The 26147-nt window shown below is 72.1% G+C and carries 24 protein-coding genes; 7 read left to right on the top strand and 17 right to left on the bottom strand.

Annotation, left to right across the window (positions count from 1 at the left end; translation table 11 throughout):
• Nucleotides 1-10 precede the first annotated feature (10 nt).
• From ACIBK3_RS28605 to ACIBK3_RS28590, 4 genes are all read right to left on the bottom strand, one after another.
• Nucleotides 11-2461, bottom strand: coding sequence for a SpoIIE family protein phosphatase (locus tag ACIBK3_RS28605; RefSeq protein WP_399370184.1), 2451 nt, complete (start codon nucleotides 2459-2461; stop codon nucleotides 11-13).
• A 467-nt stretch (nucleotides 2462-2928) separates the two neighbouring features.
• On the bottom strand, nucleotides 2929-4164 hold the full coding sequence (rocD, locus tag ACIBK3_RS28600) for an ornithine--oxo-acid transaminase (RefSeq protein WP_399370182.1): 1236 nt from the start codon (nucleotides 4162-4164) through the stop codon (nucleotides 2929-2931).
• Nucleotides 4161-4991 (bottom strand): dimethylargininase, encoded by an 831-nt coding sequence (gene ddaH, locus ACIBK3_RS28595; protein ID WP_399370180.1) that lies wholly within the window; start codon nucleotides 4989-4991, stop codon nucleotides 4161-4163. Before ddaH ends, rocD begins: the two co-directional genes overlap by 4 nt.
• Nucleotides 4992-5115: 124 nt before the next feature.
• Nucleotides 5116-5631, bottom strand: a complete 516-nt coding sequence (locus tag ACIBK3_RS28590; RefSeq protein WP_399370178.1) for an Lrp/AsnC family transcriptional regulator — start codon at nucleotides 5629-5631, stop codon at nucleotides 5116-5118.
• A gap of 77 nt (nucleotides 5632-5708) precedes the next feature.
• On the opposite strand from ACIBK3_RS28590, the gene ACIBK3_RS28585 reads away from it, so the two are divergent.
• The 4 genes from ACIBK3_RS28585 to ACIBK3_RS28570 are packed head-to-tail and all read left to right on the top strand — an operon-like array spanning nucleotide 5709 to nucleotide 9823.
• Complete coding sequence (locus ACIBK3_RS28585; protein WP_399370175.1) at nucleotides 5709-6458, top strand: LytR/AlgR family response regulator transcription factor; 750 nt, start codon at nucleotides 5709-5711, stop codon at nucleotides 6456-6458.
• A gap of 2 nt (nucleotides 6459-6460) precedes the next feature.
• Nucleotides 6461-6856 carry a hypothetical protein gene (locus tag ACIBK3_RS28580; RefSeq protein ID WP_399370173.1) on the top strand — a complete coding sequence of 132 codons (396 nt, stop codon included), beginning with the start codon at nucleotides 6461-6463 and terminating at the stop codon, nucleotides 6854-6856.
• An 11-nt stretch (nucleotides 6857-6867) separates the two neighbouring features.
• A complete protein-coding gene (locus ACIBK3_RS28575) occupies nucleotides 6868-8580 on the top strand; it encodes a cation acetate symporter (RefSeq protein ID WP_399370171.1) in 1713 nt (570 codons plus the stop codon).
• 28 nt (nucleotides 8581-8608) lie between these two features.
• Nucleotides 8609-9823, top strand: coding sequence for a sensor histidine kinase (locus tag ACIBK3_RS28570; RefSeq protein ID WP_399370169.1), 1215 nt, complete (start codon nucleotides 8609-8611; stop codon nucleotides 9821-9823).
• A gap of 14 nt (nucleotides 9824-9837) precedes the next feature.
• On the opposite strand, the gene ACIBK3_RS28565 is transcribed toward ACIBK3_RS28570, so the two are convergent.
• From ACIBK3_RS28565 to ACIBK3_RS28535, 7 genes are all read right to left on the bottom strand, one after another.
• The gene (locus ACIBK3_RS28565) at nucleotides 9838-10008 is read right to left on the bottom strand and encodes a membrane protein (protein WP_030041537.1); all 171 of its coding nucleotides are present in this window, start codon (nucleotides 10006-10008) and stop codon (nucleotides 9838-9840) included.
• A 13-nt stretch (nucleotides 10009-10021) separates the two neighbouring features.
• Nucleotides 10022-11956, bottom strand: coding sequence for a protein kinase (locus ACIBK3_RS28560; RefSeq protein WP_399370167.1), 1935 nt, complete (start codon nucleotides 11954-11956; stop codon nucleotides 10022-10024).
• Nucleotides 11957-11984: 28 nt separating this feature from the next.
• Entirely contained in the window at nucleotides 11985-13436 is a 1452-nt protein-coding gene (locus ACIBK3_RS28555) for a DUF6777 domain-containing protein (protein WP_399370166.1), read from the bottom strand.
• Between the two features lie 117 nt (nucleotides 13437-13553).
• On the bottom strand, nucleotides 13554-14504 hold the full coding sequence (locus ACIBK3_RS28550) for a cytochrome c oxidase assembly protein (protein ID WP_399370164.1): 951 nt from the start codon (nucleotides 14502-14504) through the stop codon (nucleotides 13554-13556).
• 179 nt (nucleotides 14505-14683) lie between these two features.
• Complete coding sequence (locus tag ACIBK3_RS28545; protein WP_399370162.1) at nucleotides 14684-15709, bottom strand: 6-phosphofructokinase; 1026 nt, start codon at nucleotides 15707-15709, stop codon at nucleotides 14684-14686.
• Between the two features lie 206 nt (nucleotides 15710-15915).
• Nucleotides 15916-16644, bottom strand: coding sequence for a glutamine amidotransferase (locus ACIBK3_RS28540; protein ID WP_030664187.1), 729 nt, complete (start codon nucleotides 16642-16644; stop codon nucleotides 15916-15918).
• Between the two features lie 16 nt (nucleotides 16645-16660).
• Nucleotides 16661-17899 carry a MurT ligase domain-containing protein gene (locus ACIBK3_RS28535; RefSeq protein ID WP_030664185.1) on the bottom strand — a complete coding sequence of 413 codons (1239 nt, stop codon included), beginning with the start codon at nucleotides 17897-17899 and terminating at the stop codon, nucleotides 16661-16663.
• Nucleotides 17900-18047: 148 nt separating this feature from the next.
• Here ACIBK3_RS28535 and def point away from each other — a divergent pair, with 148 nt between their 5' ends.
• Nucleotides 18048-18587, top strand: a complete 540-nt coding sequence (gene def, locus ACIBK3_RS28530; RefSeq protein WP_399370159.1) for a peptide deformylase — start codon at nucleotides 18048-18050, stop codon at nucleotides 18585-18587.
• Nucleotides 18588-18612: 25 nt separating this feature from the next.
• Here the strand turns inward: def and ACIBK3_RS28525 are convergent, their stop codons facing one another.
• Nucleotides 18613-19257: a TetR family transcriptional regulator gene (locus ACIBK3_RS28525; RefSeq protein WP_030930157.1), complete on the bottom strand. Its 645-nt coding sequence runs from the start codon at nucleotides 19255-19257 to the stop codon at nucleotides 18613-18615.
• Between the two features lie 173 nt (nucleotides 19258-19430).
• Here ACIBK3_RS28525 and ACIBK3_RS28520 point away from each other — a divergent pair, with 173 nt between their 5' ends.
• Nucleotides 19431-20696: an acyl-CoA dehydrogenase family protein gene (locus ACIBK3_RS28520; protein ID WP_399370157.1), complete on the top strand. Its 1266-nt coding sequence runs from the start codon at nucleotides 19431-19433 to the stop codon at nucleotides 20694-20696.
• Between the two features lie 88 nt (nucleotides 20697-20784).
• On the opposite strand, the gene ACIBK3_RS28515 is transcribed toward ACIBK3_RS28520, so the two are convergent.
• From ACIBK3_RS28515 to ACIBK3_RS28495, 5 genes are all read right to left on the bottom strand, one after another.
• A complete protein-coding gene (locus ACIBK3_RS28515; RefSeq protein WP_053751099.1) occupies nucleotides 20785-21021 on the bottom strand; it encodes a DUF6213 family protein in 237 nt (78 codons plus the stop codon).
• A gap of 25 nt (nucleotides 21022-21046) precedes the next feature.
• A complete protein-coding gene (locus tag ACIBK3_RS28510; RefSeq protein WP_399370155.1) occupies nucleotides 21047-22432 on the bottom strand; it encodes an NADP-dependent succinic semialdehyde dehydrogenase in 1386 nt (461 codons plus the stop codon).
• A 75-nt stretch (nucleotides 22433-22507) separates the two neighbouring features.
• Entirely contained in the window at nucleotides 22508-22969 is a 462-nt protein-coding gene (locus tag ACIBK3_RS28505) for an NUDIX domain-containing protein (RefSeq protein WP_399370153.1), read from the bottom strand.
• Nucleotides 22966-24504 carry an ATP-dependent DNA ligase gene (locus tag ACIBK3_RS28500; RefSeq protein WP_399370151.1) on the bottom strand — a complete coding sequence of 513 codons (1539 nt, stop codon included), beginning with the start codon at nucleotides 24502-24504 and terminating at the stop codon, nucleotides 22966-22968. Before ACIBK3_RS28500 ends, ACIBK3_RS28505 begins: the two co-directional genes overlap by 4 nt.
• Nucleotides 24505-24533: 29 nt before the next feature.
• Nucleotides 24534-25463, bottom strand: coding sequence for an NAD(P)/FAD-dependent oxidoreductase (locus ACIBK3_RS28495; RefSeq protein ID WP_399370149.1), 930 nt, complete (start codon nucleotides 25461-25463; stop codon nucleotides 24534-24536).
• A gap of 70 nt (nucleotides 25464-25533) precedes the next feature.
• On the opposite strand from ACIBK3_RS28495, the gene ACIBK3_RS28490 reads away from it, so the two are divergent.
• Nucleotides 25534-26136 carry a helix-turn-helix domain-containing protein gene (locus tag ACIBK3_RS28490; protein WP_399370147.1) on the top strand — a complete coding sequence of 201 codons (603 nt, stop codon included), beginning with the start codon at nucleotides 25534-25536 and terminating at the stop codon, nucleotides 26134-26136.
• Nucleotides 26137-26147: the final 11 nt, after the last annotated feature.

The following is a 26147-nucleotide window of genomic DNA, read 5'->3' as shown; positions in this document are numbered from 1 at the left end:
GGTTCTCACGTCAAATGGACGGATCTGTCAGGGGCTGTTCCGCCCAGATGATCTTGCCTCCGGACGTGAAGCGGGTGCCCCAGCGCTGGGTGACCTGGGAGACCAGCAGCAGCCCGCGCCCGCCCTCGTCCGTGGTGCGCGGATGACGCAGGTGCGGTGCGGTGGCGCCGCCGTCGTACACCTCGCAGATCAGCGCCCGCTCCTTGATCAGACGCAGCCGAACGGGTCCGACGGCGTGCCGGATGGCGTTGGTGACCAGCTCGCTGACCACCAGCTCCGTGGTGAAGGCCAGCTCCTGAAGGTTCCACTCGGTGAGCTGCCGGGTGGCCTCCTTGCGAGCCTCGGCGACGACGGCCGGGTCGCCGGGCAGATCCCAGTCCGCGACCTGGTCGGCGCCGAGGAGCCGGGTCCGGGCCATCAGCAGGGCCACGTCGTCGTGCGGCCCCTCCGGGACCAGCGTGTCCACGACGGTCCGGCAGCGCAGGTCGAGCGAGCCCGTCTGCCGCTCCAGGGCGCGGCGCAGCCGGTCCCGGACGCGGTCGCCGTCGCCCGCCCACTGAGGCCCGTGGGCCAGCAGACCGTCGGTGTGCAGGGCCAGCGTGCTGCCCTCCACCAGGGCCAGCTCGACCGCTTCGAAGGGCGGGCCGCCCGCGCCGAGCGGTGCGCCCTGCGGAAGATCGACGAACGTGACGCTCCCGTCGGGCAGCACCACCGCGGGCGAGGGATGGCCGGCGGACGCCATCGTGCACTGTCCGTCGACGGGGTCGTAGATCACGTAGACGCACCCGGAGCCCACCGCCTGCGTGCTGTCGGCGCCGACCGGATCCGGTTCGACGCCCGCCTCACGGGCGGACCGCGCGACCAGGTCGTCCAGGTGGCCGAGCACCTCCTCGGGCGGCAGATCCTGCGCCGCGAGGGTCCGTACGGCGGTGCGCAGCCGCCCCATCGCGGCGGCGGCGTCGATGCCGTGCCCGGGTACCTCGCCGACCACCAGGGCGACCCGTGCGCCGGACAGCGGGATCAGGTCGTACCAGTCGCCGCCGAGACCGGTCAGCTCGTCGGCGGGCCGGTAGCAGGCGGCGACGTCCACCGCGCACTGCTCCGGCAGCCGGTGCGGGAGCAGGTTGCGCTGCAGGGCCAGGGCGGCGTTCCGTTCGCGGGTGTAGCGGCGGGCGTTGTCCACACACACGGCCGCCCGCGAGACGAGGTCCTCGGCCAGGTTCAGGTCGTCCGCGTCGAAGGGCTCCTGGTGGCGCCTGCGAAAGAACGTGGTGACGCCGAGGGTGGCGCCGCGGGCGCGCACCGGGACGACCAGCACGCTGTGCAGGCCCCGGTCCCGGAAGGTGGCGACCGGGCCCTCGGGGGAGTCCGTGCCCCACTCCGGGGCGAGCGGGTCGAGCCGCTCCTCGAGCCAGGACCGGCCCGTGACCAGACAGCGGATCGGGGGTGAGCCGGGCGGGTGGACGACGTCCTCGCCGATGCCCACGGTCCCGGTGATGTCCGCGTCCGCCGACCGGCGTCCCGCCCGCCGAAGCCGCACCGGTGCCGCCCCGGGCTCCGGTTCCGCGCCGCGCAGCACCGACTCCATCAGATCGACCACGACCAGGTCGGCGAAGGCGGGGACGGCCACGTCGGCCAGTTCCTGGGCGGTCCGCACGATGTCCAGGGTGCGGCCGATCTGCTCACCGGCCCGGTCGAGCAGGGCCAGCCGCTGCCGGGCACGGTGATGGGCGGTGATGTCGACGACGGTGTAGTAGACGCCCATCGGGTGGCCCCGCTCGTCGTCGAGCCGGGTGAACGACAGCATCTGCGCGGTCTCCCGGTGCGGCGCGGACCGCAGGTGGCCGACATGTTCGTATCCGGTGACCGTCTCCCCGGTCGCCAGGACGTGCCGCATCTGTGCCTCGACGGGCTCCGAGTCCAGGCCCGGCTGGACGTCCGCCATGCGCAGCCCGAGCCGGCTCTGGGGCGGTCCGCCGCCGAAGCGGGCCAGGGCGGCGTTCGACCACACGTACCGCAGGTCCGTGTCGACGACGGCGATGCCGATGGGGGAGCGGGCGACCATCTGCTCCAGGACCGTCCGGTGCATGTCCCAGCCGGTCGCCTCGGTCAGCTCCGACAACAGCGCCAGCCAGCGGGAGGGGCCGCGGGCCTCCTCGGCGGAGGAGATCCGCACCATGAGCCTGACCGGCCGCCCGTCGCCGCGCCGGACCGACAGCAGCCCCGCCCAGCCGCCGTCCCGGCGCCACCGCTCGACCAGCTCCGGCACCCGCCAGGCGTCCTCGGCGGCCACCAGGTCGGCCAGCCTGGTGCCCACCACCTCGGCTGCCGGATACGCCAGCAGCCGCTGCGCCTGACTGCTCCAGCTCGTCACCACCCCCGCCGCGTCGAGCAGCAGGGGTGCGGCGTCCGCCACATCGAACTGCCGGCGGCCAACGTCGGGCTCCTCGTGTGCGCCCACGGCCGACCTCTCTGTCGCTGAGAGTGGTCTACCACTACCTGACTCAATCTTGCCCCTCGGCGACGGGACCGCACGGGGACGGGGCCGCATGGGGGCGGGGCCGCGTGAGGGCGGGGCCGCATGGGGGAGAGGCCGCGCGGGCGTGGGGCCGCGAGGGTGGGGGGACCGGTACGGGCATGAGTCCGCGCGAGTGGGGGACGCACGGGGTCGGCAGCGGCGCGGGGACAGGGCCGGAGGGGCCCCGTGAGCGGCGCGCGCGTGGGGCCGCGCGGGGACGGAGCCGCACGGCTGCTGGGACCGGCACAGCATGGGCTCGCGCGCCCGCTGTGCTCGGTCGTCGTGGAAGCCGGCCCGCCCCGCGCGCCCGCCGGGGCCGGCTCGGTCGTCGCGGAAGCCGGTCGCCCGCACCCCCGCTGCGGCCGGCTCCGTCGTCGCGGAAGCCGGCCGCCCGCGCGCCCGCTTCGGCGTCAGCCTCGTCGCAGGACCTTCTCCAGTGCCCCCAGCGCCGCGGCGAGTTCCTCCGCGTTGATCGTCAGGGGCGGAGCCAGACGGATGGTGGAACCGTGGGTGTCCTTCACGAGGACGCCCTCCCGCATGAGGTGGAGGCTCACCTCGCGGCCCGTGCCGAGGGCGGGGTCGATGTCCACGCCCGCCCACAGCCCGCGCGCGCGGAAGCCGAGGACGCCCTTGCCCACCAGTTCGGCGAGACCGTCCCGCAGGATCACGCCGAGCTCGGCGGCCCGGCGCTGGAACTCACCCGTCTCCAGCAGGTCGACCACCGCCGTGCCGACCGCGGCGGACAGCGGGTTGCCGCCGAACGTCGACCCGTGCTCGCCCGGCCGCAGCACCCCCAGCACCTCCCGGCCGGCCACCACCGCGGACACCGGGACGATGCCGCCGCCCAGCGCCTTGCCCAGGAGCAGCACGTCGGGCACGACCGACTCGTGCTCGACGGCCAGTGTCCGGCCCGTGCGCCCGAGGCCCGACTGGATCTCGTCCGCGACGAACAGGCACCCCGCCCGACGGGTCAGCTCCCGGACGCCGGTCAGATAGCCCGGGTCGGGGATGACGACGCCCGCCTCGCCCTGGATGGGCTCGATCAGCACGGCCGCCGTGGTCTCGTCGACCGCCGCCTCCAGCGCGGCCAGGTCGTTGTAGGGGACGACACGGAAGCCGGGAGTGAAAGGGCCGAAGCCCGCCCTCGCGGTCTCGTCCGTGGAGAACGACACGATCGTCGTCGTACGGCCGTGGAAGTTGTCCGCCGCGACCACGATCGTCGCCCGGTCGGCCGGGACGCCCTTCACCTCGTACGCCCACTTGCGGGCCACCTTGATCCCGCTCTCCACCGCCTCCGCGCCGGTGTTCATGGGCAGCACCATGTCCAGGCCGGTCAACGCGGCCAGCCGCTCGGCGAATTCGGCGAGCTGGTCGTTGTGGAAGGCGCGCGAGGTGAGCGTGAGCCGGTCCAGCTGCCGGTGGGCAGCCTCGATCAACCGCGGGTGCCGGTGACCGAAGTTGAGGGCCGAGTAGCCGGCCAGCATGTCGAGGTAGCGGTGGCCCTCCACGTCCTCCACCCATGCGCCCTCCGCCCGGGCGACGACCACGGGCAGCGGGTGGTAGTTGTGCGCCAGCACCGGCTCCTCGGCGCGGATCAGGTCGGCGGAGGTGCGCGTGCGGACAGGAACGCGGGCGGGAGCGGTCATGAGCGGATCTCCTGAGTGCAGCACTTGATGCCGCCGCCGGCCTTCTGGAACTCCGAAAGGTCGACGGGGACGGGGACATAGCCGCGGTCGGCGAGGCGGGTGGCGAGGGCCTCGGCGCGGGGCGCGATGAAGACGTGCCGGCCGTCGGAGACGGAGTTCAGGCCGAACGCCATCGCGTCGTCGCGGGTGGCGAGCACCGCGTCCGGGTACAGCCGGGCGAGCACCTCACGGCTGCCCGGGGAGAACGCCTCCGGGTAGTACACGATGTTTCCGCGGTGCCCGTCGTCCCCGCTGTCCAGGACGAACAACGCCGTGTCCAGGTGGTAGAAGTACGGGTCCACCAGCGTCAGGCTGATCACCGGGTGACCGAAGAACTCCTGGACCTCGCGGTGCGCCTCCCGGGTCGTGCGGAACCCGGTGCCGGCCAGCATGTACCGGCCCGTCCACACCAGGTCGCCCTCGCCCTCGCAGACGGACTCGGACCGGTGGATGTCGTAGCCCGCCGCCTTGAACCAGGTGGCGTAGTGCGTCGACTCGGGGCGCCGCTCGGGCGCGTGGAAGAGGGAGCCGAAGACGCGGCCGTCGACGACGACCGCCGAGTTCGCGGCGAAGACCATGTCGGGGAGACCGGGGACCGGCTCCACGATGTCGACGCCGTGACCGTGCGCCTCGTAGGCGCGGATGAGCTGCTGCCACTGCTCGTGGGCGAGATCGACGTCGACCTCGGTGTCGGGATGCATCCAGGGATTGATCGCGTACTGCACGGCGAAGTGTCTGGGTTCGCAGACGAGGAAACGCCGTCGGCGCGGCACACGGGAATCGGGCACAGAGGGGTTCCTCCGCTTCCTGCGGTGTCCACTGAGGGGTGACACCACGGTAGGAAATAGCGGATACAGCCGACAAGGAAGAAGAATTGCGTGTCCGCGCAGGATCGCTGCGTCTTTCTTCGGTTCAGCGCACGTCTGCTGCGCTCCCCGGGGTTTCCTCCGGCGCGGGCTGGCTCGCGCCCGCCTCCGGGCTCTCCGGGAGGAGGTGGGACAGCACCATCACACTGACCGTCTTGCGGATGAACGGCTGCACACGGATCCGCTCCAGCACCTCCTCGAAGTGCTCGACATCCCGGGCGCGGACATGCAGCAGCGCGTCCGCACCGCCGGTCACGGTCATCGCCGCGGTGATCTCCGGATGGTCGCGCACCACCTCCGCGAGCCGCCGCGGCGGAGCCGCGCCCTCGCAGTACACCTCGACGTACGCCTCCGTACGCCAGCCCAGCGCCGACGGCTTCACCGTGGCCGTGAACCCGGTGATCACGCCCGTGTCCCGCAGCCGGTCCACCCGCCGCTTCACCGCCGTCGAGGACAGCCCGACCGCCGCGCCGATCTCGGCGAAGCTCGTCCTGGCGTTCGCCATCAGCGCGGTGAGGATCTTCCGGTCGAGTTCGTCGAACGGCGCGGGCCTGCTGTTCATCCGTGCACTGTATCCAGGGCGAGGTCAGGACCTCGGCACGTGTCCAGGCGTACGAAATACTCCTACACTCCGGGTTCATGCTGCGCGCCCTGGCTGTCGACGACGAACGCCCCTCGCTGGAGGAGTTGCTCTACCTCCTGAACGCGGACCCCCGTGTCGGCAGCGCCGAGGGGGCCGGTGACGCCACCGAGGCGCTGCGCCGCATCAACCGCGCGCTGGAGTCGGGGCCGGGCGGGCCGGAGGCGATCGACGTCGTCTTCCTCGACATCAACCTGCCCGGCCTCGACGGACTCGACCTCGCCCGTCTGCTCACCGGGTTCGCGAAGCCGCCGCTGGTCGTGTTCGTCACCGCGCACGAGGACTTCGCCGTCCAGGCCTTCGACCTCAAGGCCGTCGACTACGTGCTGAAACCAGTCCGCAAGGAGCGCCTGGCGGAGGCCGTCCGCCGGGCCGCCGAACGCAGCGACTCCGCGCCCCGAATACCCGTGCACGAACCCGACCCCGACCACATCCCCGTCGAACTCGGCGGCGTGACCCGCTTCGTCGCCGTCGACGACATCACCCACGTCGAGGCCCAGGGCGACTACGCCCGGCTGCACACCGACAAGGGCAGTCACCTCGTACGGATTCCGCTGTCCACCCTGGAGGAGCGCTGGCGCTCCCGCGGCTTCGTCCGCATCCACCGCCGCCACCTGGTAGCCCTGCGCCACATCGGCGAACTCCGCCTGGACGCGGGCACGGTGAGCGTCCGAGTCGGCTCCGAGGAACTCCAGGTCAGCCGCCGGCACACCCGCGAACTGCGGGACCTGCTGATGAGGAGGCCGTGACGGTGCCCCAGAACCCCGCCGAACGCCGGGTCGTCGTCACCGGCCCGCCCCGGCGCACCCTTGCCCACGCCCGGCTTCGCTCGCGCGGGCGGCACCCCCACGTCTCCGGCTACTACCGCCCGCGCACCGAGATCGACGAACAGACCACCCTCGGCCACACCTACGTCCGCTCCCTGATGCGCACCCAACTGCGCGCCGGACTCGCCGTGTTCGCGGTCCTCGGCCTCCTCATCGGCCCACTGCCGCTGCTGTTCGCGGCGATACCGGACGCCCGCCGCCTCGAATGGGCCGTCCTCGGCTTCGGCCTCTACGTCCCGCTGGTCCTGCTCGCCCGCTGGTACGTCCGGCGCGCCGAACGCAACGAACGCGACTTCGTGCGCCTCGTCGAAGACCGCTGAACCGGCCGCGCATGCACTCGAACTACGCCGTCCCCGCCGTCGCCCTCGTCGTGGTGGCCACCGTCCTCGTCGGTGCCTTCGGCCTGCGCATCTCCCGCACCACCTCCGACTTCTACGTCGCCTCCCGCACCGTCGGCCCGCGCCTCAACGCCGCCGCCATCAGCGGCGAGTACCTGTCCGCCGCCTCCTTCCTGGGCATCGCCGGCCTCATGCTGGTCCAGGGCCCGGACATGCTCTGGTACCCGGTCGGCTACACCGCCGGCTACCTCGTCCTGCTCCTGTTCGTCGCCGCCCCGCTGCGCCGCTCCGGCGCCTACACGCTGCCCGACTTCGCCGAGGCCCGGCTCGCCTCCCAGGCGGTGCGGCGGCTCGCGGGCGCCTTCGTCGTCGGGGTCGGCTGGCTGTACCTGCTGCCCCAACTCCAGGGCGCGGGGCTGACGTTGACGGTGCTGACCGGGGCGCCCGGCTGGCTCGGCGGAGTGATCGTCGCGGCCGTGGTGGTGGCCACCGTCGCGGCCGGCGGCATGCGCAGCATCACCTTCGTCCAGGCCTTCCAGTACTGGCTCAAGCTCACCGCCCTGCTCGTCCCGGCTCTCTTCCTCGTCCTCGCCTGGCAGGGCGACAGGGCACCCGGGAACGCCTTCGAGGAACCGGCCGCCTTCCGCGAGCAGCGGGCCGTCCGGGTCGACGCGAGCCTCGACCTCAAGCTGGACGCACCGCTGACCGTCACGGTGAGCGGCACGGTCGACGGCCGCCCGCACGACGACGAGCGGCTCCGGCTGCCCGCCGGCACCCACCGCGTCGAGCAGGGCACCCGCCTCACCTTCGGCCGGGGCGCCGCCGTCCCGGCGGCCGACCGCGGCACCAACGGCGGCATGTCGACCTCCCTGGCCGCGAGCCGCGAGGAACGCCCGCTGTACGCCACGTACGGACTGATCCTCGCCACCTTCCTCGGCACCATGGGACTGCCGCACGTGGTGGTCCGCTTCTACACCAGTCCGCACGGCGTCGCCGCCCGCCGCACCACCGTGGCCGTGCTCGCCCTGATCGGCGGCTTCTACCTGCTGCCGCCGGTCTACGGCGCCCTCGGCCGGCTCTACGCCCCCGAACTCGCCCTCGCCGGCGACGCGGACGCCACCGTCCTGCTGCTGCCCGAGCGGATGGTCGGCGGCCTCGGCGGCGACCTGCTCGGCGCGCTGGTGGCTGGCGGCGCCTTCGCCGCGTTCCTGTCCACGGCCTCCGGGCTGACCATGGCCGTCGCCGGCGTGCTCACCCAGGACGTCCTGCCCACGCGCGGGGTACGGCACTTCCGGCTCGGCACGGTGCTCGCCATGGCCGTGCCGCTCGCCGCGAGCATGCTCGTGGGCGGACTGCCGGTCGCCGACGCGGTCGGGCTGGCCTTCGCGGTGTCGGCCTCCTCCTTCTGCCCGCTGCTCGTCCTCGGCATCTGGTGGCGGCGGCTGACCCCGCCGGGCGCGGCCGCCGGAATGCTGGTGGGCGGCGGCTCCGCGTTCGTCGCCGTGGCCGCGACCATGGCGGGCTTCCCGGGCAGCGGCCCCCTGCACTCCCTGCTCGCCTGGCCCGCGCTCTGGTCGGTGCCGCTGGGCTTCCTCACCATGGTGCTGGTGTCCCTGGCGACGCCAGGACGGGTCCCGGCGGGGACGGAGGCGGTCCTGGCCCGCTTCCATCTGCCGGAGGAACTGCGTGCGGAGGTCAAGACATGAGCGGGCCTCACCCGGAGGCGGTGACGGCATGAGCGGGTTCCTGGCCGGACTGTGCGTGGCGGTCCTCCCGCTGCTCGCCGCGGGCTTCTGGCTCGGCCGGCGCACAGCGCGCCCGCAGAACCTCGGCGGCCTCGGCACCCCCGTCGAGCACGCCACCTTCGAGACCCTGCACACCGCGTCCCTCGCCGCGCCCCCGCTGCGCGCCGGCCTCACGGAGGAGACCGCCCGCAAGTCCGCCCGTCGGCTGCGCACGCTGCTCGGCACGGACGCGCTGTGCCTGACCGACCAGACGGAGGTCCTGGTCTGGGACGGCGTGGGCGACCACCACCGCACCGAGATCATGGAACGCCTGGCCGGCCCCCTGGAGGCCGGCCGCGGCGAGGCCTTCCGGCTCCGGTGCGAGGTGCCCGACTGCCCGGTCCGCTGGGCCGTCGTCGCCCCGCTCACCGTCGACGACCGCGTCCACGGCGCCCTGGTCGCCTGCGCGCCCCGCGAGTCCGCGGTCCTGGTCCGGGCCGCCGGAGAGGTCGCCCGCTGGGTCTCCGTCCAGCTCGAACTCGCCGACCTCGACCAGTCCCGCACCCGTCTCATCGAGGCCGAGATCAAGGCCCTGCGCGCCCAGATATCCCCGCACTTCATCTTCAACTCGCTCGCGGTGATCGCCTCGTTCGTCCGCACCGACCCCGAGCGCGCCCGCGAACTGCTCCTGGAGTTCGCCGACTTCACCCGCTACTCGTTCCGCAGACACGGCGACTTCACCACGCTCGCCGACGAACTGCACGCCATCGACCACTACTTGGCACTCGTGAGGGCACGCTTCGGCGACCGCCTCTCCGTCACCCTCCAGATCGCCCCGGAGGTGCTGCCGGTCGCCCTGCCCTTCCTCTGCCTCCAGCCGCTCGTCGAGAACGCCGTCAAGCACGGCCTGGAGGGCAAGGCGGCGTCCGCCGGCAAGAGCCACATCAGCATCACCGCGCAGGACGCCGGCGCCGAGGCCCTGGTCGTCATCGAGGACGACGGCGCCGGCATGGACCCGGCCCTGCTGCGCCGCATCCTCGCCGGTGAGATCAGCCCGTCCGGCGGCATCGGCCTGTCCAACGTCGACGACCGGCTCCGCCAGGTCTACGGCGACGACTACGGACTCGTCATCGAGACCGCCGTGGGAGCGGGCATGAAGATCACCGCCCGGCTGCCGAAGTACCAGCCGGGCGTGCACTCCGCGAGCCGCCTCAACGGCGGCTGAAGCCACCTGGGGACCTATGTGCTCCGCGTGGCCACCATCCCCAGGGTGATCAGGCCCAGCACGACCCAGCCGAACCACAGCCAGCCGTTACTGCCGAGCGCCACCGTGTAGGCGGTCACCGCGACGAGTCCGCCGACGGTGAGCACCCCCATCGTTCTGGTCGAGCCGTCCGTGGAACCGGGCATCGCAACACCCTCCTCATGGTTCGCCTCCCCCCATGGTGCCCCCGTTCTGCCTCCGGACGGTGCACACGACAAAATGTGCGCCGTTCTTCCAGCTGCCCTCACTGGTCCAGGAGCCCGCCGTGTACACGGAAGGGTCGAAGCCGTAGTCGGCCGGAGGCACCTCGCGGGCGCACGCCACGTCCGACTCCGTGCGCGCGTCGGCGAGCGTGACGTCGGCGCCCAGCCGGGTGAACCCGAGCACCTCCTCGTCGTGCGGACCGCCGCAGGACACCAGCCGGGCCTCGCGGCGGGAGCGGACGTCCAGGCAGTCCCGCTTCTGCATGGTCGCCGTGTCCGCGAACGCCGAGCCCGGCCTGCGACGGCCGCCCAGCGGCCCGTACACCGGCCCGTGCGCCCCCAGCACCAGACAGGCGGTGCGCCGCCCGGCGGCCTCGAAACCGTCCTCGGTGGGCACGACGGCGAGAGCGCGCACATCGGGGAGCTTGTCCCGCAGCTCCCGCGTCCGCTCCTCGCACCGGGCCGGCCCCAGCCGCCGCGCCTGGTCCGCCGACGCGGCCGACACCAGGGCCAGCACCTGGCCGTCCGGTGCCTGGTCGGCGCAGGTGCGGTCCAGGGCCAGCCGGGGCAGGCCCTGGAAGCGGCCGCCCGCCCAGTCGGCGAGGACACAGTCGCCCTCCCGCAGCGGCTTGGCCAGTCCCACCCGCTCGCCGTACGGCGCTCCGCTGCCGCCGGACCCGTCACCCGGCCGGTTGGCCAGGGCGTACCAGACCCCGCCCAGCGCGAGTACCAGCCCGAGCCCGCACGCGATGCCGGCCCGCAGCGCGTACGAGCGCTCCCGGCGGCGCCGGCGGGGCTCAGCCGCAGGCGGCAGGGCCGGCCCGGATCCGGCCGGGTCCGCCGGGCCCGGCCAGGGCGCCGCGGGCGCCGGAGCGGAACCGTTCATGCCCGCGACCGCCCCCGGTGAACCCGTGGCCGTCCCGTACGGGGTGTATTCCCAGGGGTCCGTCGGCGCCGCGGGAAGATCCGCCCACGGCGGCTGCGACCCCAGGTCGGTCTGAGTGCTCGCATACGCCTCCGTCTGCGGGGTGACGATCCGTGACAGCGCCGCCTCCGTCTGAGCCGCGGACAGCCGCGCGTCCGGGTCCTTCGCGAGCAGGGCCCGCAGTACGGGGGCCAGCGCCCCGGCGCGCACGGTGGGCCGTGGCTCCTCCATGACCACCGCGGTGATCTCGGCGAGGTGTGACTCCCGTTCGAAGGGACCCGTGCCCTCCACCGCGTAGTACAGCGTGCAGCCCAGCGAGAACAGGTCGGCGGCCGGGGTGGGCGCCCCGCCCGTCGCCCGTTCGGGCGCCAGATACCCGGCCGTGCCCACGAGCACCGACGCCAGCGTGTACCGCGTCTCCCCGGCGTCCGGCTGCACGGAGATCCCGTAGTCCATGAGCAGGACACGTCCGTACGGCGCTCCCGCGCGGTCCGGCGCGAGCAGGATGTTCGCCGGTTTCACGTCCCGGTGCATCACTCCTCGTTCGTGCCCGGCGGTCAGCGCGTCCAGCACGGCCAGCCCGATACGGGCGCACTCGGCCGGGGCGAGCGGCCCGCGCGTGGCGACCAGGTCGCGGACATCGACGGCGCCCGCCACGTACTCCATGACGATCCACGGCAGCCCGTCGTGCTCCAGCACGTCGTGCACGGTCACCACGTGCGGATGGCCGCGCAGCCCGGCCGCGTGCCGGGCCTCGGCCCGTGCCCGGGCGACCCTCGCCTCCCGCTCGTGACCGGCCTCGGCCGCGTCACGGAAGACGATCTCCTTCAGTGCGACCTCGCAGTCGAGTCTCTGGTCGTGGGCGAGCCACACATGGCCCATCCCGCCGCTGCCGAGCCGGTTCAGCAGCACATAGCGGCCGGCGATGACCCGGCCCACTCCCGACGTCGGTGATCCTGAGGGCATCGGCTGACTCCCGGGTTCCACGGAGGCGTTACGTGATCGTGCCGACGGTCGCCTCGCCCGTCACCGGCCCGCTGCTCGCCGGGGCGCCGGTGGCCGGTCCACCGCTCGCGGGTTCGCCGGAGACGGGGGCGCTCGTCGGGGGCGGGGCGCTGGCGGTGACCGGGGTGCTGGGCGGGGGCGGGGCATCGGGCGGGGGCGCACTCGTCACCTGCGGCGGTGAACCGGCCGGAGGATCGGAGGCGGGCGGCGGACTCGACGGGGGAGGGGCGGGCGGCTCGGAGGCGGCCGGCGGGGCCGAGGACGGTGGCCGGGAGCCGGGCGGCTTGCTGGACGACGGGGGCTCCGCGCCGGGCGGTGTACCGGGTGTACCCGATGTACCGGACGTCCCCGAGGAGGGCGACTTCGGCCCACTGCCGGACGGCGGCGGTGGCGGTGTCGTCGTCGTGCCGGAGGACCCCGAAGATCCGGTCGATCCAGGTGATCCGGAGGAGCCTGACGCCCCGGAGGACCCGGACGACGGGGGAGTGGTCACCCCGCCGGAGACGCCCGGGCCGGGGCCCTTGGGCGTACCTCCCTGCCCCCCTCCCGACTCACCCCCGGACACGCTCAGCATCACGTACTCCCCGAACCTCAGCTCGGTCCCGGCGGGCGGATCGGTCGCCGTGATCCTGGCCCCGGCCGGCGGTGGCCTGCGGTCGTCATAGCCGGCCGCCAGCCCCGAGTCGGCCAGCCGTCGGCTCGCCTGCCCGAACGTCGCCCCGGTGAGGTCCGGTACCGCGCGTCGCTCGCGGGTGTCGAACGTGGAGTCGTCGTCGCCCGTCGTGCCGACCGGCCGCTGGATGCCCCGCTCGGGCTGCCCGACGTCGACGAGGGCGAGCCCCTCCAGTGGCCGGGAGGCGGGCCGTACGGCCAGCACGGACGAACGCTCGTACCCCTGCCACTTCTTGTTGTCGTTCTCGAACTCGACGGAGATCCGGCTCGTGTCGCCCTCGAAAGGCCGGAGCGGATTTCCGCATGAGCACTTCACGGCGGGAAGTCCTCGCTGATCGACGAGAACGGCGATTCCCGCCTGCAGCAAGGAGTTGTAAGGGACGGCCTTTCCCTTCTTGTAGTCGTGGTTCTTCACGAGAGTGTCGTGACGCAGGAGAACAGGTGTGAGCCGTTCCAGATAATCCGGAATGCTGTCGGCCGAGATGTCCAGCGCCCGCGCCCAGGCCTGAGCCTTCCGCTCGTTCCTGGCATCCGTGAGGAATTGTTCGAGCCGCTTGACGTCACAGACCGTCGGTTGCTTCGAACCCCCGTACAACCCAGGCGTGTCGCCCTGCTGAAGCCCGCCCCGCACCCGCTGCGACCTGACCTGGGCGTCCTGGCCGAGTCCGCTGCGCTCGTCGAAGAAGGGTGCCAGGGACGGCACTCCCGCGGCGACCGCCTTCACCACCGACAAGGACGGGCCCCGCTCGCAGCCGCTCAGCGCGAGCACGAGAACCAGCAGACACGCAACCCTTTTCCCGAGCTTTCGCATCAATGCGCGAAGTGTCATCACCGCTCCCCCCGGCGGTTCCCCCAACGCGCTTCATGCTACTGAAAAAGAAGCCCCTCAACGCCCGCGTGCGTTCAATGAGGCCAAATAGGCGTTGTATGCCTCGAGTTCCTTGTCGCCGTCCCGGTCGGCGGCCCGGTCCGTGCGTTTGGCGTGCCGTTGTTCGGAGCGATACCACTGGAACAGCAGTGCGATCAGCACCAGTACGGACGGAATCTCGCTGAACGCCCACGCGATCCCGCCGGCGGCGTTCTGGTCCGAGAGCGCGTCGATACCGAGAGAGGCGGGCGGGTTCCTGAACGTCTCGACCAGAGGAGTGGACGCCATCATCAGCGCGATGCCGAAGAAGGCATGGAACGGCATACCGGCGAACAGCTCCAGCATCCGCATCAGATAACCCGGGCGGCTGGGGCCCGGGTCCACACCCATGATCGGCCAGAAGAAGACCACACCGACGGCGAGGAAGTGCACCATCATCGCGATGTGCCCCGTCTTGGACCCCATGAGGAAGTCGAAGATCGGCGTGAAGTACAGCGCGTACAGGCTGGCGATGAACAACGGGATGGTGAACGCCGGATGGGTGATGATCCGCATGTACCGGCTGTGCAGGAACATCAGCAGCACCTCGCGCGGCCCCTTGCGCCCGCGCCCCGCCGGCGGCAGCGCCCGCAGCGCCAGCGTGACCGGGGCGCCGAGCAGGATCAGGATCGGCGACAGCATGCTGATGATCATGTGCTGCACCATGTGCACGCTGAACATGACCATGCCGTAGTCATTGAGCTTGGTGCACATCACCAGCCCGATGCTCAGCACCCCGGCGGCGAACGCGATCGTCCGCCCCACCGGCCAGGCGTCCCCGCGCCGTCGCAGCCGCACCACACCCCACCCGTACAGCGCGAGCCCCACCAGGCAGGCCACCAGGAAGAACGGGTCCGCGGACCACTGAAGCCCCCGCCCCAGCGTGAACGGCGGCAGATCCATGGTCATGCCGTGCCCGCTGTGATCCATCTCCGCCGGCTCCTGTTTCGTGGGGGTTGTGCGAGTCTGTCCGCACACAGACTAGAACTGCCCCCGGCCTCGCTTACGACCGGGGGCAGGACAGCCGACCAAGGGGCGCGGGGCTGTATCCATATGCGGCTTTGCCGCGTGGGCGCGAGCAACCACGACCACCCGCACCCGACGGACGGCTACAGCACACACTCCGCTTCCGCGTACCGCTCCGCCGGAACCGTCTTCAACGTCTGCACGGCCTCCGCCAGCGACACCATCACGATGTCGGTCCCGCGCAGCGCGGTCATCTTCCCGAACTCGCCCCGGTGCACGGCCTCCACCGCATGCCATCCGAACCGGGTCGCCAGCACCCGGTCGTACGCGGTGGGCGTACCGCCCCGCTGCACATGCCCCAGGATCACCGGCCGGGCCTCCTTGCCGAGCCGTTCCTCCAACTCGATGGAGAGCTGCCGCGCGATCCCGGCGAAGCGCTCATGCCCGTAGATGTCCTTGCCGCCCTCGTCGAAGGCCATCGTCCCCGGCATCGGCTTCGCGCCCTCCGCCGCGACGACGATCGCGAACCGCTTGCCGGCCGCGAACCGCTCGCCGACCGTGCGGGCCAACTCCTCGATGTCGAAGGGCCGTTCCGGTACGACGATGGCGTGGGCGCCGGCGGCCATGCCGGAGTGCAGCGCTATCCAGCCGGTGTGGCGGCCCATGACCTCGACGACCAGGACGCGCTGGTGGGACTCGGCGGTGGTCTTCAGCCGGTCCAGGGCCTCCGTAGCCACCCCCACGGCCGTGTCGAAGCCGAAGGTGACGTCGGTGACGGCGATGTCGTTGTCGATGGTCTTCGGCACGCCCACGATCGGCAGACCGGCGTCGGACATCAGCCGGGCGGCCTTGAGCGTGCCCTCGCCGCCGATCGGGATGACCGCGTCGAGCCCGAGCTCCTCGACGTGGCCCCGGGCGCGCTCCACGCCGTCCCGCAGCTGCGAGGGCTGGACCCGGGAGGAGCCGAGGATGGTGCCGCCGCGAGCGAGGATGCCGCCCACCGCGTCGAGGTCGAGCTTGAGGTAGTCGCACTCCAGGAGGCCCTTCCAGCCGTCCCGGAAACCGATGACCTCGTCGCCGTGGTCGGCGACGGCACGGTGCACGACGGACCGGATGACGGCGTTCAGGCCGGGGCAGTCGCCGCCGGACGTGAGGACACCAATGCGCATAGCCCGAAATACCTTCTCGAAGTGGGCCGGGAGCCGGACCGCACTGTCCGGCTGGACCCGGCCACCATAACGGCGTGCGGGGGTGGCGCCGTAGCAGGCGTCCGCCTGATGGACGCGGCCGCCCACGTGAGCGGACCGGACGCCAGACGGGCTCGCCGTGGTCCCCGCCGAACCGTGCGGACCTCGCACGGGCCCCGGGCCGCCCCTTACGCGGGCTGCTGAGCGGCGGCGATGCGTTCGTTGCGGAGCGCCTCGTACCAGCGGTCGTCGGTCGGCGGCAGCGCGTTCACGTCGAGCGCCAGCTTCAGCAGCAGGTCCGCGATGAGCGGGTTGCGCGCCAGCACGGGGCCGTGCATGTACGTACCGAAGACCGTGTCGTTGTACGCCCCCTCGGTGCCGTCGCCGGTCCCGTTGCCGTTGCCGAGGCGGACCTGGGCGAACGGGCGGGCGGTGGGGCCGAGGTGGGTGACGCCCTGGTGGTTCTCGAAGCCGGTCAGCGGGGGCAGGCCCAGGCGGGGGTCGATGTCGCCCAGCACGTCGCCGACGCACCGCTCGCCCTCGCCGCGCACCGAGACCACGTCGAGCAGGCCGAGGCCGGGCTCGCGCTGGCCGAGGTCGTTGATGAACTCGTGGCCGAGGATCTGGTAGCCGGCGCAGACCGAGAAGACGATCGCGCCGTTCTCCACGGCCCGGTGCAGCCCGCCGTCGCGGCGCAGCCGCTCGGCCGCGAGCCGCTGCGGCCGGTCCTCGCCGCCGCCGATCAGGTAGATGTCGCCGGAGGTCGGGATCGGCTGGTCGCTGCGCACGTCGAGGCGGGCCACGTCGAGGCGGCGCTGCCGGGCCCGGCGCTCCACGACGAGGGCGTTGCCCTGGTCGCCGTAGGTGCTGAGCAGGTCGGGGTAGATCCAGACGATCCGCAGCTGGTTGTCGCTCACAAAAGTCCCCTGATGGTCAGTTGCCGACGCGGCGGCGCAGGTCCTGGAAGGCGGTGTAGTTGGCGATGACCTCGATGCGGCCGGGCGGACTCATCTGCACCGCCTGGTCGAGGTTCTCGCACACCTGGAAGTGCTGGTCGGCGACCTCCAGACGCACCGCGAGGTCGAGCTTGCGGTCGCCGATGACGCAGATCGGGTGGCCGGTCAGGCGGGTGTAGTCGACGTCCCACAGCCAGGAGGTGTCGGTGCCGTCGGCGCCGCGCGCGTTGACCGAGAGGATCACCGGGGTCGGCGGCGGGTCGATCAGGCTGAACGTCTCGAGCCAGCCCGCCGGGTTCTTGGCGAGCAGGAGCCTGAGGTCGCGCTCCATGAACTGGACCACGTCGTACCGGCCGGCCACCGCCTGCACCTGGTACATGCGCTCCAGGGCGACCTGCGGCGGCACCCCGAAGACGGCGGCGACGGCGGCCGACGAGGCGGCGTTGGCCTTGTTGGCGCGGCCGGGCAGCTGGAGGTGGATCGGCCAGGCGGACCCGTGCGGATCGAGGACGTGGTCACCGGAGAGCGCCCAGCTCGGCGTCGGCCGGCGGAAGCCGCACTCGCCGCAGAACCAGTCGTCGCCGGGACGCTGCATCACACCGCCGCAGGACGGGCAGGACCAGGCGTCGTCCTTCCACATCTGTCCGGCGGCGACCCAGATGACATTGGGGGAGGAGGACGCGGCCCACACCACCAGCGGGTCGTCCGCGTTCGCCACGATCACGGCCTTGGAGCCGGCGAGCCCCTCACGCCAGTTCTCGGCGAGCATGCGGGTCTCGGCGGCACGGTCGAGCTGGTCGCGGGAGAGGTTGAGCAGGGCGATGCACTTGGGGTCGGTGTCCCGGGCGACCCCGGCGAGGTACTTCTCGTCGACCTCGATGACGCCGTAGCGCGCGTCCGAGCTGCCCGCCAGCGCCGAGGTGATTCCGGCCGGCATGTTGGCGCCGAGGGCGTTGGAGACGACCGGCCCCGCGGCGCGCAGCGCCTCGGCGATCAGCCGGGTGGTGGTGGTCTTGCCGTTGGTCGCCGACACCAGGACGACGTCCAGGTTCTGGGCGAGCCGGGCGAGGAGGTCGGGGTCGAGTTTCAGCGCGACCCGGCCGCCGATCACCGAACCGCTGCCGCGCCCCGCGGCGCGCGACGCCGCCGCGACCGCCTTGCCCGCGGTCACGGCGATCTTGGCCCGCGGCGTGAGCGGGTCCGAGTTGCCTGCCATCAGTTCTCGATCCTCCTTGCGTACGCGCCGCGCCTGAAGCCATTCGGCAACGTGGTGTGGACCTCAGCCTATCGAGATCCATTCGCACTCCCGAACCGCGGCGCCCGCACGAGCTTCGCGTGACAGCAAGGACCGTACCCTTGCCGCCATGCGAAACGGCTCCATCCCGGGCGCCCGGGGCCGCGTCCGGCCCCTCACCCTGCTCGGCGACCCCCTCCTGCACACCCCCTGCGCGGAGGTCACCGACTTCGGCCCCGAACTCGCTCGTCTGGTCGAGGACTTGTTCGCGACCATGTACGCAGCCCAGGGCGTGGGCCTGGCCGCGAACCAGATCGGCGTCCCGCTACGGGTGTTCGTGTACGACTGCCCGGACGACGAGGAGGTCCGCCACCTGGGCCATGTGGTGAACCCGACGCTCGTCGAGGCGGACGGCGTCCTCCTGCGGGGCCCGGAGGGCTGCCTGTCCCTTCCCGGCCTGGAGGCGGGAACGGAACGCCACGACCACGCGCTGATCGAGGGGTTCACGATGACGGGAGAGCCGATCACCGTGCACGGGACGGGTTTCTTCGCCAGATGCCTACAACACGAGCACGATCACCTGGAGGGCCGGGTCTACGCTGACCACCTCAAGGGCCGGCGCCACCGCCGTCTGATGCGACAAGTGGCGCGAGCCTCGTGGCGCAGGTGAGCCGTCCGACCTCGACACACGACCGTCAGAACCCCGGCCCGCCCACCTTGTCCCCCGCCGCGGCGAGCCGCCCCCACAGCAGGTCCGCCAGACTCCGCACCAACTCGGCCCGCGAGCAAGGCCGTTCTCCCAGCCACCAGTCACCCGCCGCATGCATCATGCCGACGATCCCGTGCCCCCACACCCGGGCCAGCTGCTGCCCCCCGGGTCCCAGATCGAGCCGGTCCTCGATGACCTGGGCCAGCTCCTCGCCCATCCGTCGCAACAGCGGAGCGAAATGCTTGCCGACGTCGAAGCCCTGGTCTCCGACCTGGCCCCCTTCGGCCGGATGCATGAGGAACCGGTACACCTGGGGACGGGCCTCGATCGCCGCGAGGTAGGTGTCCAACGTCGCCTCGACCCGTTCCCGTCGCTCGGCCGGCGCGTCCAGCGCCGCCCGCAGGGAGTTCAGCAGCGCGTCCGTGTGCCGCTTGGCCAACGCGGCGTAGAGCCCGCCCTTGTCACCGAAGTGGCGGTAGAGAATCGGCTTGGTGATGCCCGCTTCCGCGGCGATCGCGTTCATCGAGGCCTGCGGCCCGTCGCGCAGCACCACCCGGTCCGCGGCCTCCAGCAGCTCGCGTCGGCGGCGGTCGGCCGACCGCTGCTGATCGGTCCGCTGCGTGGTGTCCATGTGCTCTCCCCACCCGTGGTGATTAGGTAACGCATGCGCAAACTAACACCCAGCATGCCCCGTGGATCGAACGGGCGGGCGGACAGTCATCAGGAGTTGACTTTTCCTACCCGCCGGTAACAGACTCGGGGTTACCGTAAGTAACACGTACGTGCGTCGCCGCTGGAGGGGACATGGCCGAGTTCACCATGGAGCTCAACGACGAACAGAAGGAGGTCCGGGACTGGCTGCACGGCTTCGCCGCCGACGTGATCCGCCCCGCGGCCGCCGAATGGGACGAGCGTGAGGAGACTCCCTGGCCGGTCATCCAGGAGGCCGCCAAGGTCGGCATCTACTCCCTGGACTTTTACGCCCAGCAGTACTTCGACCCCACCGGCCTCGGCATTCCGATGGCCATGGAGGAGCTGTTCTGGGGCGATGCGGGCATAGCCCTGTCCATCGTCGGCACCGGCCTGGCCGCCGTGGGCGTCCTCGCCAACGGCACGGAGGAGCAGGTCGGCACCTGGATCCCGCAGATGTACGGCGACGCGGGCGACGTCAAGGTGGCCGCGTTCTGCTCCTCCGAGCCCGACGCCGGCTCCGACGTGGCCTCGATGCGTACCCGGGCCGTGTACGACGAGGCCAAGGACGAGTGGGTGATCAACGGCACGAAGACCTGGGCCACCAACGGCGGCATCGCCAACGTCCATGTCGTCGTCGCGGTCGTCGACGCGGAGCTGGGCTCCAAGGGTCACGCCTCCTTCATCGTCCCGCCGAACACCCCCGGCCTGTCCCAGGGCCAGAAGTTCAAGAAGCACGGCATCCGTGCCTCGCACACCGCCGAGGTCATCCTCGACAACGTGCGCGTGCCCGGCTCCTGCCTGCTCGGCGGCAAGGAGAAGCTCGACGAGCGCCTCGCGCGGGCCCGGGAGCGGGCCAAGGCGGGGGGCGAGCGAAGCGAGATGGGGGTCCCCCCGGCCGGAGGCTGGGGGAGGGTGAAGAACGCGGCGATGGCGACCTTCGAGGCGAGCCGTCCCGCTGTGGGAGCCATGGCGGTCGGCACCGCCCGGGCCGCGTACGAGGTCGCCCTCGACTACGCGAAGACGCGGGAGCAGTTCGGCCGGCCGATCATCGACAACCAGGGCGTGGCCTTCCAGTTGGCGGACATGCGGACGTCCATCGACGCGGCCCGGCTGCTGGTGTGGCGGGCGTCCTGGATGGCGATCAACGGCAAGCAGTTCACCGCGGCCGAGGGCTCCATGTCGAAGCTGTTCGCGAGTGAGACCGCCAAGAAGGTCACGGCGCAGGCGATCCAGATCCTCGGCGGCAACGGCTACACCAGGGAGTACCCGGTGGAGCGGATGCACCGGGACGCCGCGATCTACACGATCTTCGAGGGCACGAGCGAGGTCCAGCGGCTGGTGATCGCGCGGACCTTGTCCGGGATGCCGATCCGCTAGTGCCTGCCACGGCACTGGCTTCATGAGGGGTGCCGCGCGACTCGGTCCGCCGCTCGTCGGTGGCCGGTCGCGCGGTTCCCCGCGCCCCTCAGCCGGTCTGCCCGCTGCTGTGCGCGATGCACGCCACGTCGATCCGGTCGGCCAGTTTCGCCAGTTCGATCGTCAGCGCGGCCACCGTGTCCTCGTCGAGCCCGTCCTCCCCGGCCTCGACAAGATGCAGCCACCGGCCGCCCACCGTCCGCAACAACTTACTCACGTCGGCGGCAGCCACCTGCAGGGTCCCGCGGTCGTCGACGATCAGAGGCAGAGTCACTTCGCGGTTCACAAAGGGGATCGTAGCCGCGGAAGCCTCACGCTCCGTGCCATACGGTCGTGATGTTGCAGAACTCCCGGATTCCGTGCCCGGACAGCTCACGCCCGTACCCGGACCGCTTCACACCGCCGAACGGGAACGCCGGATGGGAGGCGGTCATCCCGTTGACGAACACACCACCGGCCTCCAGGTCCTGTACGAACCGGTCGACCTCCGTCTCGTCCTCTGTCCAGACATTCGAACTCAGTCCGAACGGCGAGTCGTTGGCGATGAGCACGGCCTCGTCCAGGTCGGCGGCCCGGTACAGCGTGGCGACCGGCCCGAAGGTCTCCTCGCGGTGGACGCGCATCTCGCGGGTGATGCCGGTCAGGACGGTCGGCGAGTAGTACCAGCCGTCCCCGTCGGGCCGTTCGCCCCCGCACAGCACCTGTGCGCCACTACGCCTGGCGTCGTCGACCAGTTCCTCCAGATCGGCACGCCCCCGCTCGCTGGCCAGCGGTCCGATCTCGGTCTCCTCGTCCAGCGGGTCGCCGACCTTGAGCGCCCGCATGCCCTGGACGAACCGTTCGGCGAACGCGTCGTACACGTCCGTGTGCACGATGAACCGCTTGGCGGCGATGCAGGACTGCCCGTTGTTCTGCACGCGCGCGGTCACCGCGACCTGCGCGGCCCGGTCGATGTCGGCGGAGGGCATCACGATGTACGGGTCGCTGCCGCCCAGCTCCAGCACCGTCTTCTTGATCATCTCACCGGCGGTGGACGCGACCGCGCGGCCTGCGGGCTCGCTGCCGGTGAGGGTGGCCGCCTTCACGCGCTCGTCGCGCAGGATGTCGTCGATGGCGCCGGAGCCGACGAGCAGGGTCTGGAAGCAGCCCTCGGTGAAGCCCGCGCGGTGGAAGAGGTCCTCCAGGTAGAGGGCGGTCTGCGGGACGTTGGAGGCGTGCTTGAGCAGGCCCACGTTTCCCGCCATCAGCGCGGGCGCGGCGAAGCGGACCACCTGCCACAGGGGGAAGTTCCACGGCATCACCGCGAGCACCGGGCCCATGGGCCGGTAGCGGACCAGGGCGTGGGAGGCGCCGGAGTCCTGCACGTCCGAGGCGCCCGGCTCCTCGTCGGCGAGCAGCTCCTGGGCGTTGTCGGCGTACCAGCGCATCGCCTTGGCGCACTTCGCGGCCTCCGCGCGGGCCTGCTTGACCGGCTTGCCCATCTCGGTCGTCATCACGCGGGCGATGTCGTTCTGGTCCTCGTCGAGGAGGTCGGCGGCCCGGTGCAGGAGCCGGGCGCGCTCGGCGAAGGCCGTCGTCCGGTACGTGCGGAACGTGGCCTGAGCGAGCTGGAGCCGGCGCTCGATCTCCTCCTCGCCCATGGCCTCGTACGTCTTGACCGTCTCGCCGTTCGCCGGGTTCACCGTTGCGATGGGCATGGCCGACCTCCTGAAAAGCTGGCTTACTCAGACCTTCCCGCGCCGCGGTGGGGACCGCAACGCGTACGCATCCGCTCAGAGCGAGTGCTCCGCCAGCCGGTCGAGAAACGCGGCCTGCGCCTGCACGATCACCGCCCGCGCGCCCTCCAGGCCGAACCAGGCCACGCGGTCCAGTTCCGGGAACTCCTGGGTCTGCCCGGACTTCGGCGGCCACTCCATGAGGAAGGTGCCTGGGATGATCGTGGCCGGGTCGAGGTCCGCCTCGACCGCCCAGGCCGTGACGGTCTTGCCGTTCGTCTGCCGGACCTCGCCGAGCGGGACGGCCTCCCCGTCGGGCGGCGGCAGCCCCAGCTCCTCCTGGAACTCGCGGCGGGCCGCGTCCCAGGCGGGCTCATCCGGGTCGTACTCGCCCTTCGGCACGGTCCACGCCCCGGCCTCGCGCCGCGCGTAGAAGGGACCGCCCATGTGGCCGAGCAGCACCTCCGTCCCGAGATCGGCACTGCGGCGGAAGAGCAGCAGGCCCGCGCTGCGCTTCACGGCCGCACCTCCGGATGGGCCGCGAGCAGTGTCTCGACGGTGTCGGCGTCCTCGGGGTGTTTGTCCTCGCGGTAGCGGACCACGCGCGCGAAGCGGAGGGTGACGCCGGCCGGGTAGCGGGTGGACCTCTGCAGACCGTCGTAGGCGATCTCGACGACGAGTTCGGGGCGCACGGTCACCACGTACCCGCCGGTGTCCACGGCCAGCTCCTGCAGGCGCTCGGTCTGCCAGGTCAGCATCGCGTCGGTCATGCCCTTGAAGGTCTTGCCGAGCATCGCGAAGGAGCCGTCCGCGGTGCGGGCGCCGAGGTGGAGGTTGGAGAGCTTGCCGGTGCGGCGGCCGTGGCCCCACTCGGCCGCCAGGACCACCAGGTCGAGCGTGTGGACGGGCTTGACCTTCAGCCAGGACGCGCCGCGCCGGCCCGCGCTGTAGGGGGCGTCGAGGGACTTCACGACGACACCCTCGTGGCCGCGTTTCAGCGTCTCCGCCAGGAACTCCTCGGCCGCGTTCAGGTCCTCGGGCCCGGACACCAGTGTCCGGCGCACCCGCATCGGCTCCGGCACCAGCCGCTCCAGCTGCGCGTGCCGTGCGGCGAACGGGAGGTCCAGCAGGTCGTGGTCGTCGACGGACAGGGCGTCGAAGAAGACGGGGGAGACGGGGACCGCCTCGGCAGCCGTCGTCACGTCCACCCGGGACCCCACCCGGCCGGCCGTCTCCTGGAAGGAGCGGGGGCGGCCGTCCTCGTCGAAGGCGATGACCTCACCGTCCAGGATGAAGCGTTCCCCCCTCAACTCCAAGGCCGCCGACGTCAGTTCGGGCAGGCGGTCGGTGATGTCGTCGAGGGTGCGGGTGTACAGCCGTACGGTCTCGCCGTCGCGGTGGACCTGGACACGGATGCCGTCCAGCTTCTCCTCGACCGCGCACGCGCCGAGCTTGTCGACCGCCTCGGCCACCGAGGAGGCGCTGTGCGCGAGCATCGGCAGGACCGGGCGGCCGACGGTGAGCCGGAAGCGGTCCAGGGCGGCGGGGCCGTCCGCGAGCAGGGCCTGGGCCACCGTCTGGAGCGAGCCCGCGAGCATCACGGCCCGCCGGACGTCCGCCGACGGCGCCTCGGTGGCCTGGGCGAGGCCCTCGATCGCGACCGCGTCCAGCGCGCCCTGCCGCACCTCGCCGCTGATCAGGCCGAGCAGGAACCGCTGCTCGTCCCGCGTGGCCGCGCCCATCAGCTCACCGACGAGCCGCGCCCGCTGGGCCTGCGAGCCGGTGCCGGACACCTTGCCCAGTTCGCTCAGCAGGGCGTCCACCTCGCGGACGGTCAGGGTCGGCTCGGCGGCCGGGGCGACGGGCCGGCTGAGCACCTTCCAGCCGACGCCGAGCCGCCCCTGGGGCAGCCGTCCGGCGAGGTAGGGGATGACGATCGGCACGTCGTCCGCCTCGGCGTCCCGGAAGAGCTCGGCGAGGAGCGCGATCTTCCGGGAGCGCGCCGAGGTGGCGGCGACCTCCTGGGACACCTGGGCCAGCCGGGTCAGCAGCATGCAGCCATGGTGCACCGGAGGCGGGCGGTCTACACCCGGACGGCCGCATCCAGGTCCGCCATCAGCAGCTCACCGTTGATCGTGGCGCCGGCCCGGTACCCGCCGGCCGCCGCGTTGACCACCTGCTCGGTGAAGCCCATCGCGTTGCCCGCCGACCACACGCCGGGCACGGTCGTCAGACCCGTCTCGTCCACCACGGGGTACGCGCCGAACGGTGTCTCCCGCAGCTCCGCGCCCAGCCGCCGGAGCAGATCCGTCCGCGGGACGGCGCGGGGGGCCACGAACAGCACCTCGCGCTCGTGGGTGGTGCTGTCGGCGAGCCGGACGCCGGTGAGCCGGTCGTCCCGTGTGATCAGTTCGGCGACCTCACCGGGCACGACCTTCACCCCGGCCGCCGCCAGCCTGCGCAGGTCGTCGTCGGACAGCTCCTTCTCGGCGACCGTGTGCAGGAAGAACGTCACGTCCTTCGACCACTGGGACACCATCAGCGCCTGGTGCACGCTCATCGGGGTCGTCGCGAGCACGCCGAAGGCCTGGTCCCGTACCTCCCAGCCGTGGCAGTACGGGCAGTGCAGCACGTCGCGTCCGAACCGCTCGGCGAGGCCCGGGACGGCCGGCAGCTCGTCCTTGAGGCCGGTGGCGACGACCAGCCTGCGGGCACGCACGGTGCGCCCGCTCGCCAGCGCCACGGCGAAGTCCCCGTCCCGGCCGGCGTCCACCGCCCGGTCCCGGACCAGCTCCACGCCGTACCTTGCGATCTCCTCGCGGCCCACGGCGAGGAACTCGGCGGGGGACATGCCGTCCCGGGACAGATAGCCCTGCATGTGCGCGGCGGGCGCGTTGCGCGGTTCGCCCGCGTCGACGACCAGTGTGTGGCGCCGGGCCCGGCCCAGGACCAGCGCGGCGGACAGCCCGGCCGCTCCGCCGCCGACGACGACCACTTCGTAGTTCTCGGTCATTGGTGACCACCTCCACCGAGACGGTCACTCTCCCGAGGCGACATTGACAAATGTATTTGCCGAAACTGCAATGGATGCCATGAGTGACGACGACATGGACGAGGTCCTCGCCGAGGTCGGCCCGAGGCTGCGCCGGATCCGGAAGGAACGAGGGGCGACGCTGGCCGGGCTCTCCGCGGCGACCGGCATCTCCGTGAGCACCCTCTCCCGGCTGGAGTCGGGGCTGCGCAAGCCCAGCCTGGAGCTGCTGCTGCCGATCGCGCGGGCCCACGAGGTGGCGCTGGACGAGCTGGTGGGCGCTCCGTCGGTGCGGGATCCGCGGGTGCGGGCCGCGCCGGTCTGCCGGCACGGGCGCACCTACTGGCCGCTGACCCGGAAGCCCGGCGGCCTCCAGGCGTTCAAGATGCTGATTCCGCCGTCGGCCGAGGTGCTGGAGCCGCAGACCCATGAGGGGTACGAGTGGCTTTACGTGCTGTCCGGGCGGCTGCGGCTGGTCCTGGGCGAGCACGACGTCGTGCTGAGTGCGGGGGAGGCGGCCGAGTTCGACACCCGGGTGCCGCACTGGTTCGGGCCGGAAGAAGGTCAGGGGCCGGTGGAGTGTCTCAGCTTGTTCGGGCCGCAGGGGGAGCGCATGCATGTACGGGCACGGCCGAAGAGGTCGGGACGCGCGTGAGGTTCCCCGAT

Origin of the sequence: Streptomyces sp. NPDC050287, assembly GCF_044459385.1 — a bacterium.
Lineage (GTDB): Bacteria > Actinomycetota > Actinomycetes > Streptomycetales > Streptomycetaceae > Streptomyces.
The sequence above is the reverse complement of the archived record's forward strand: the minus strand, read 5'-3'. Positions and strand labels throughout refer to the sequence as shown.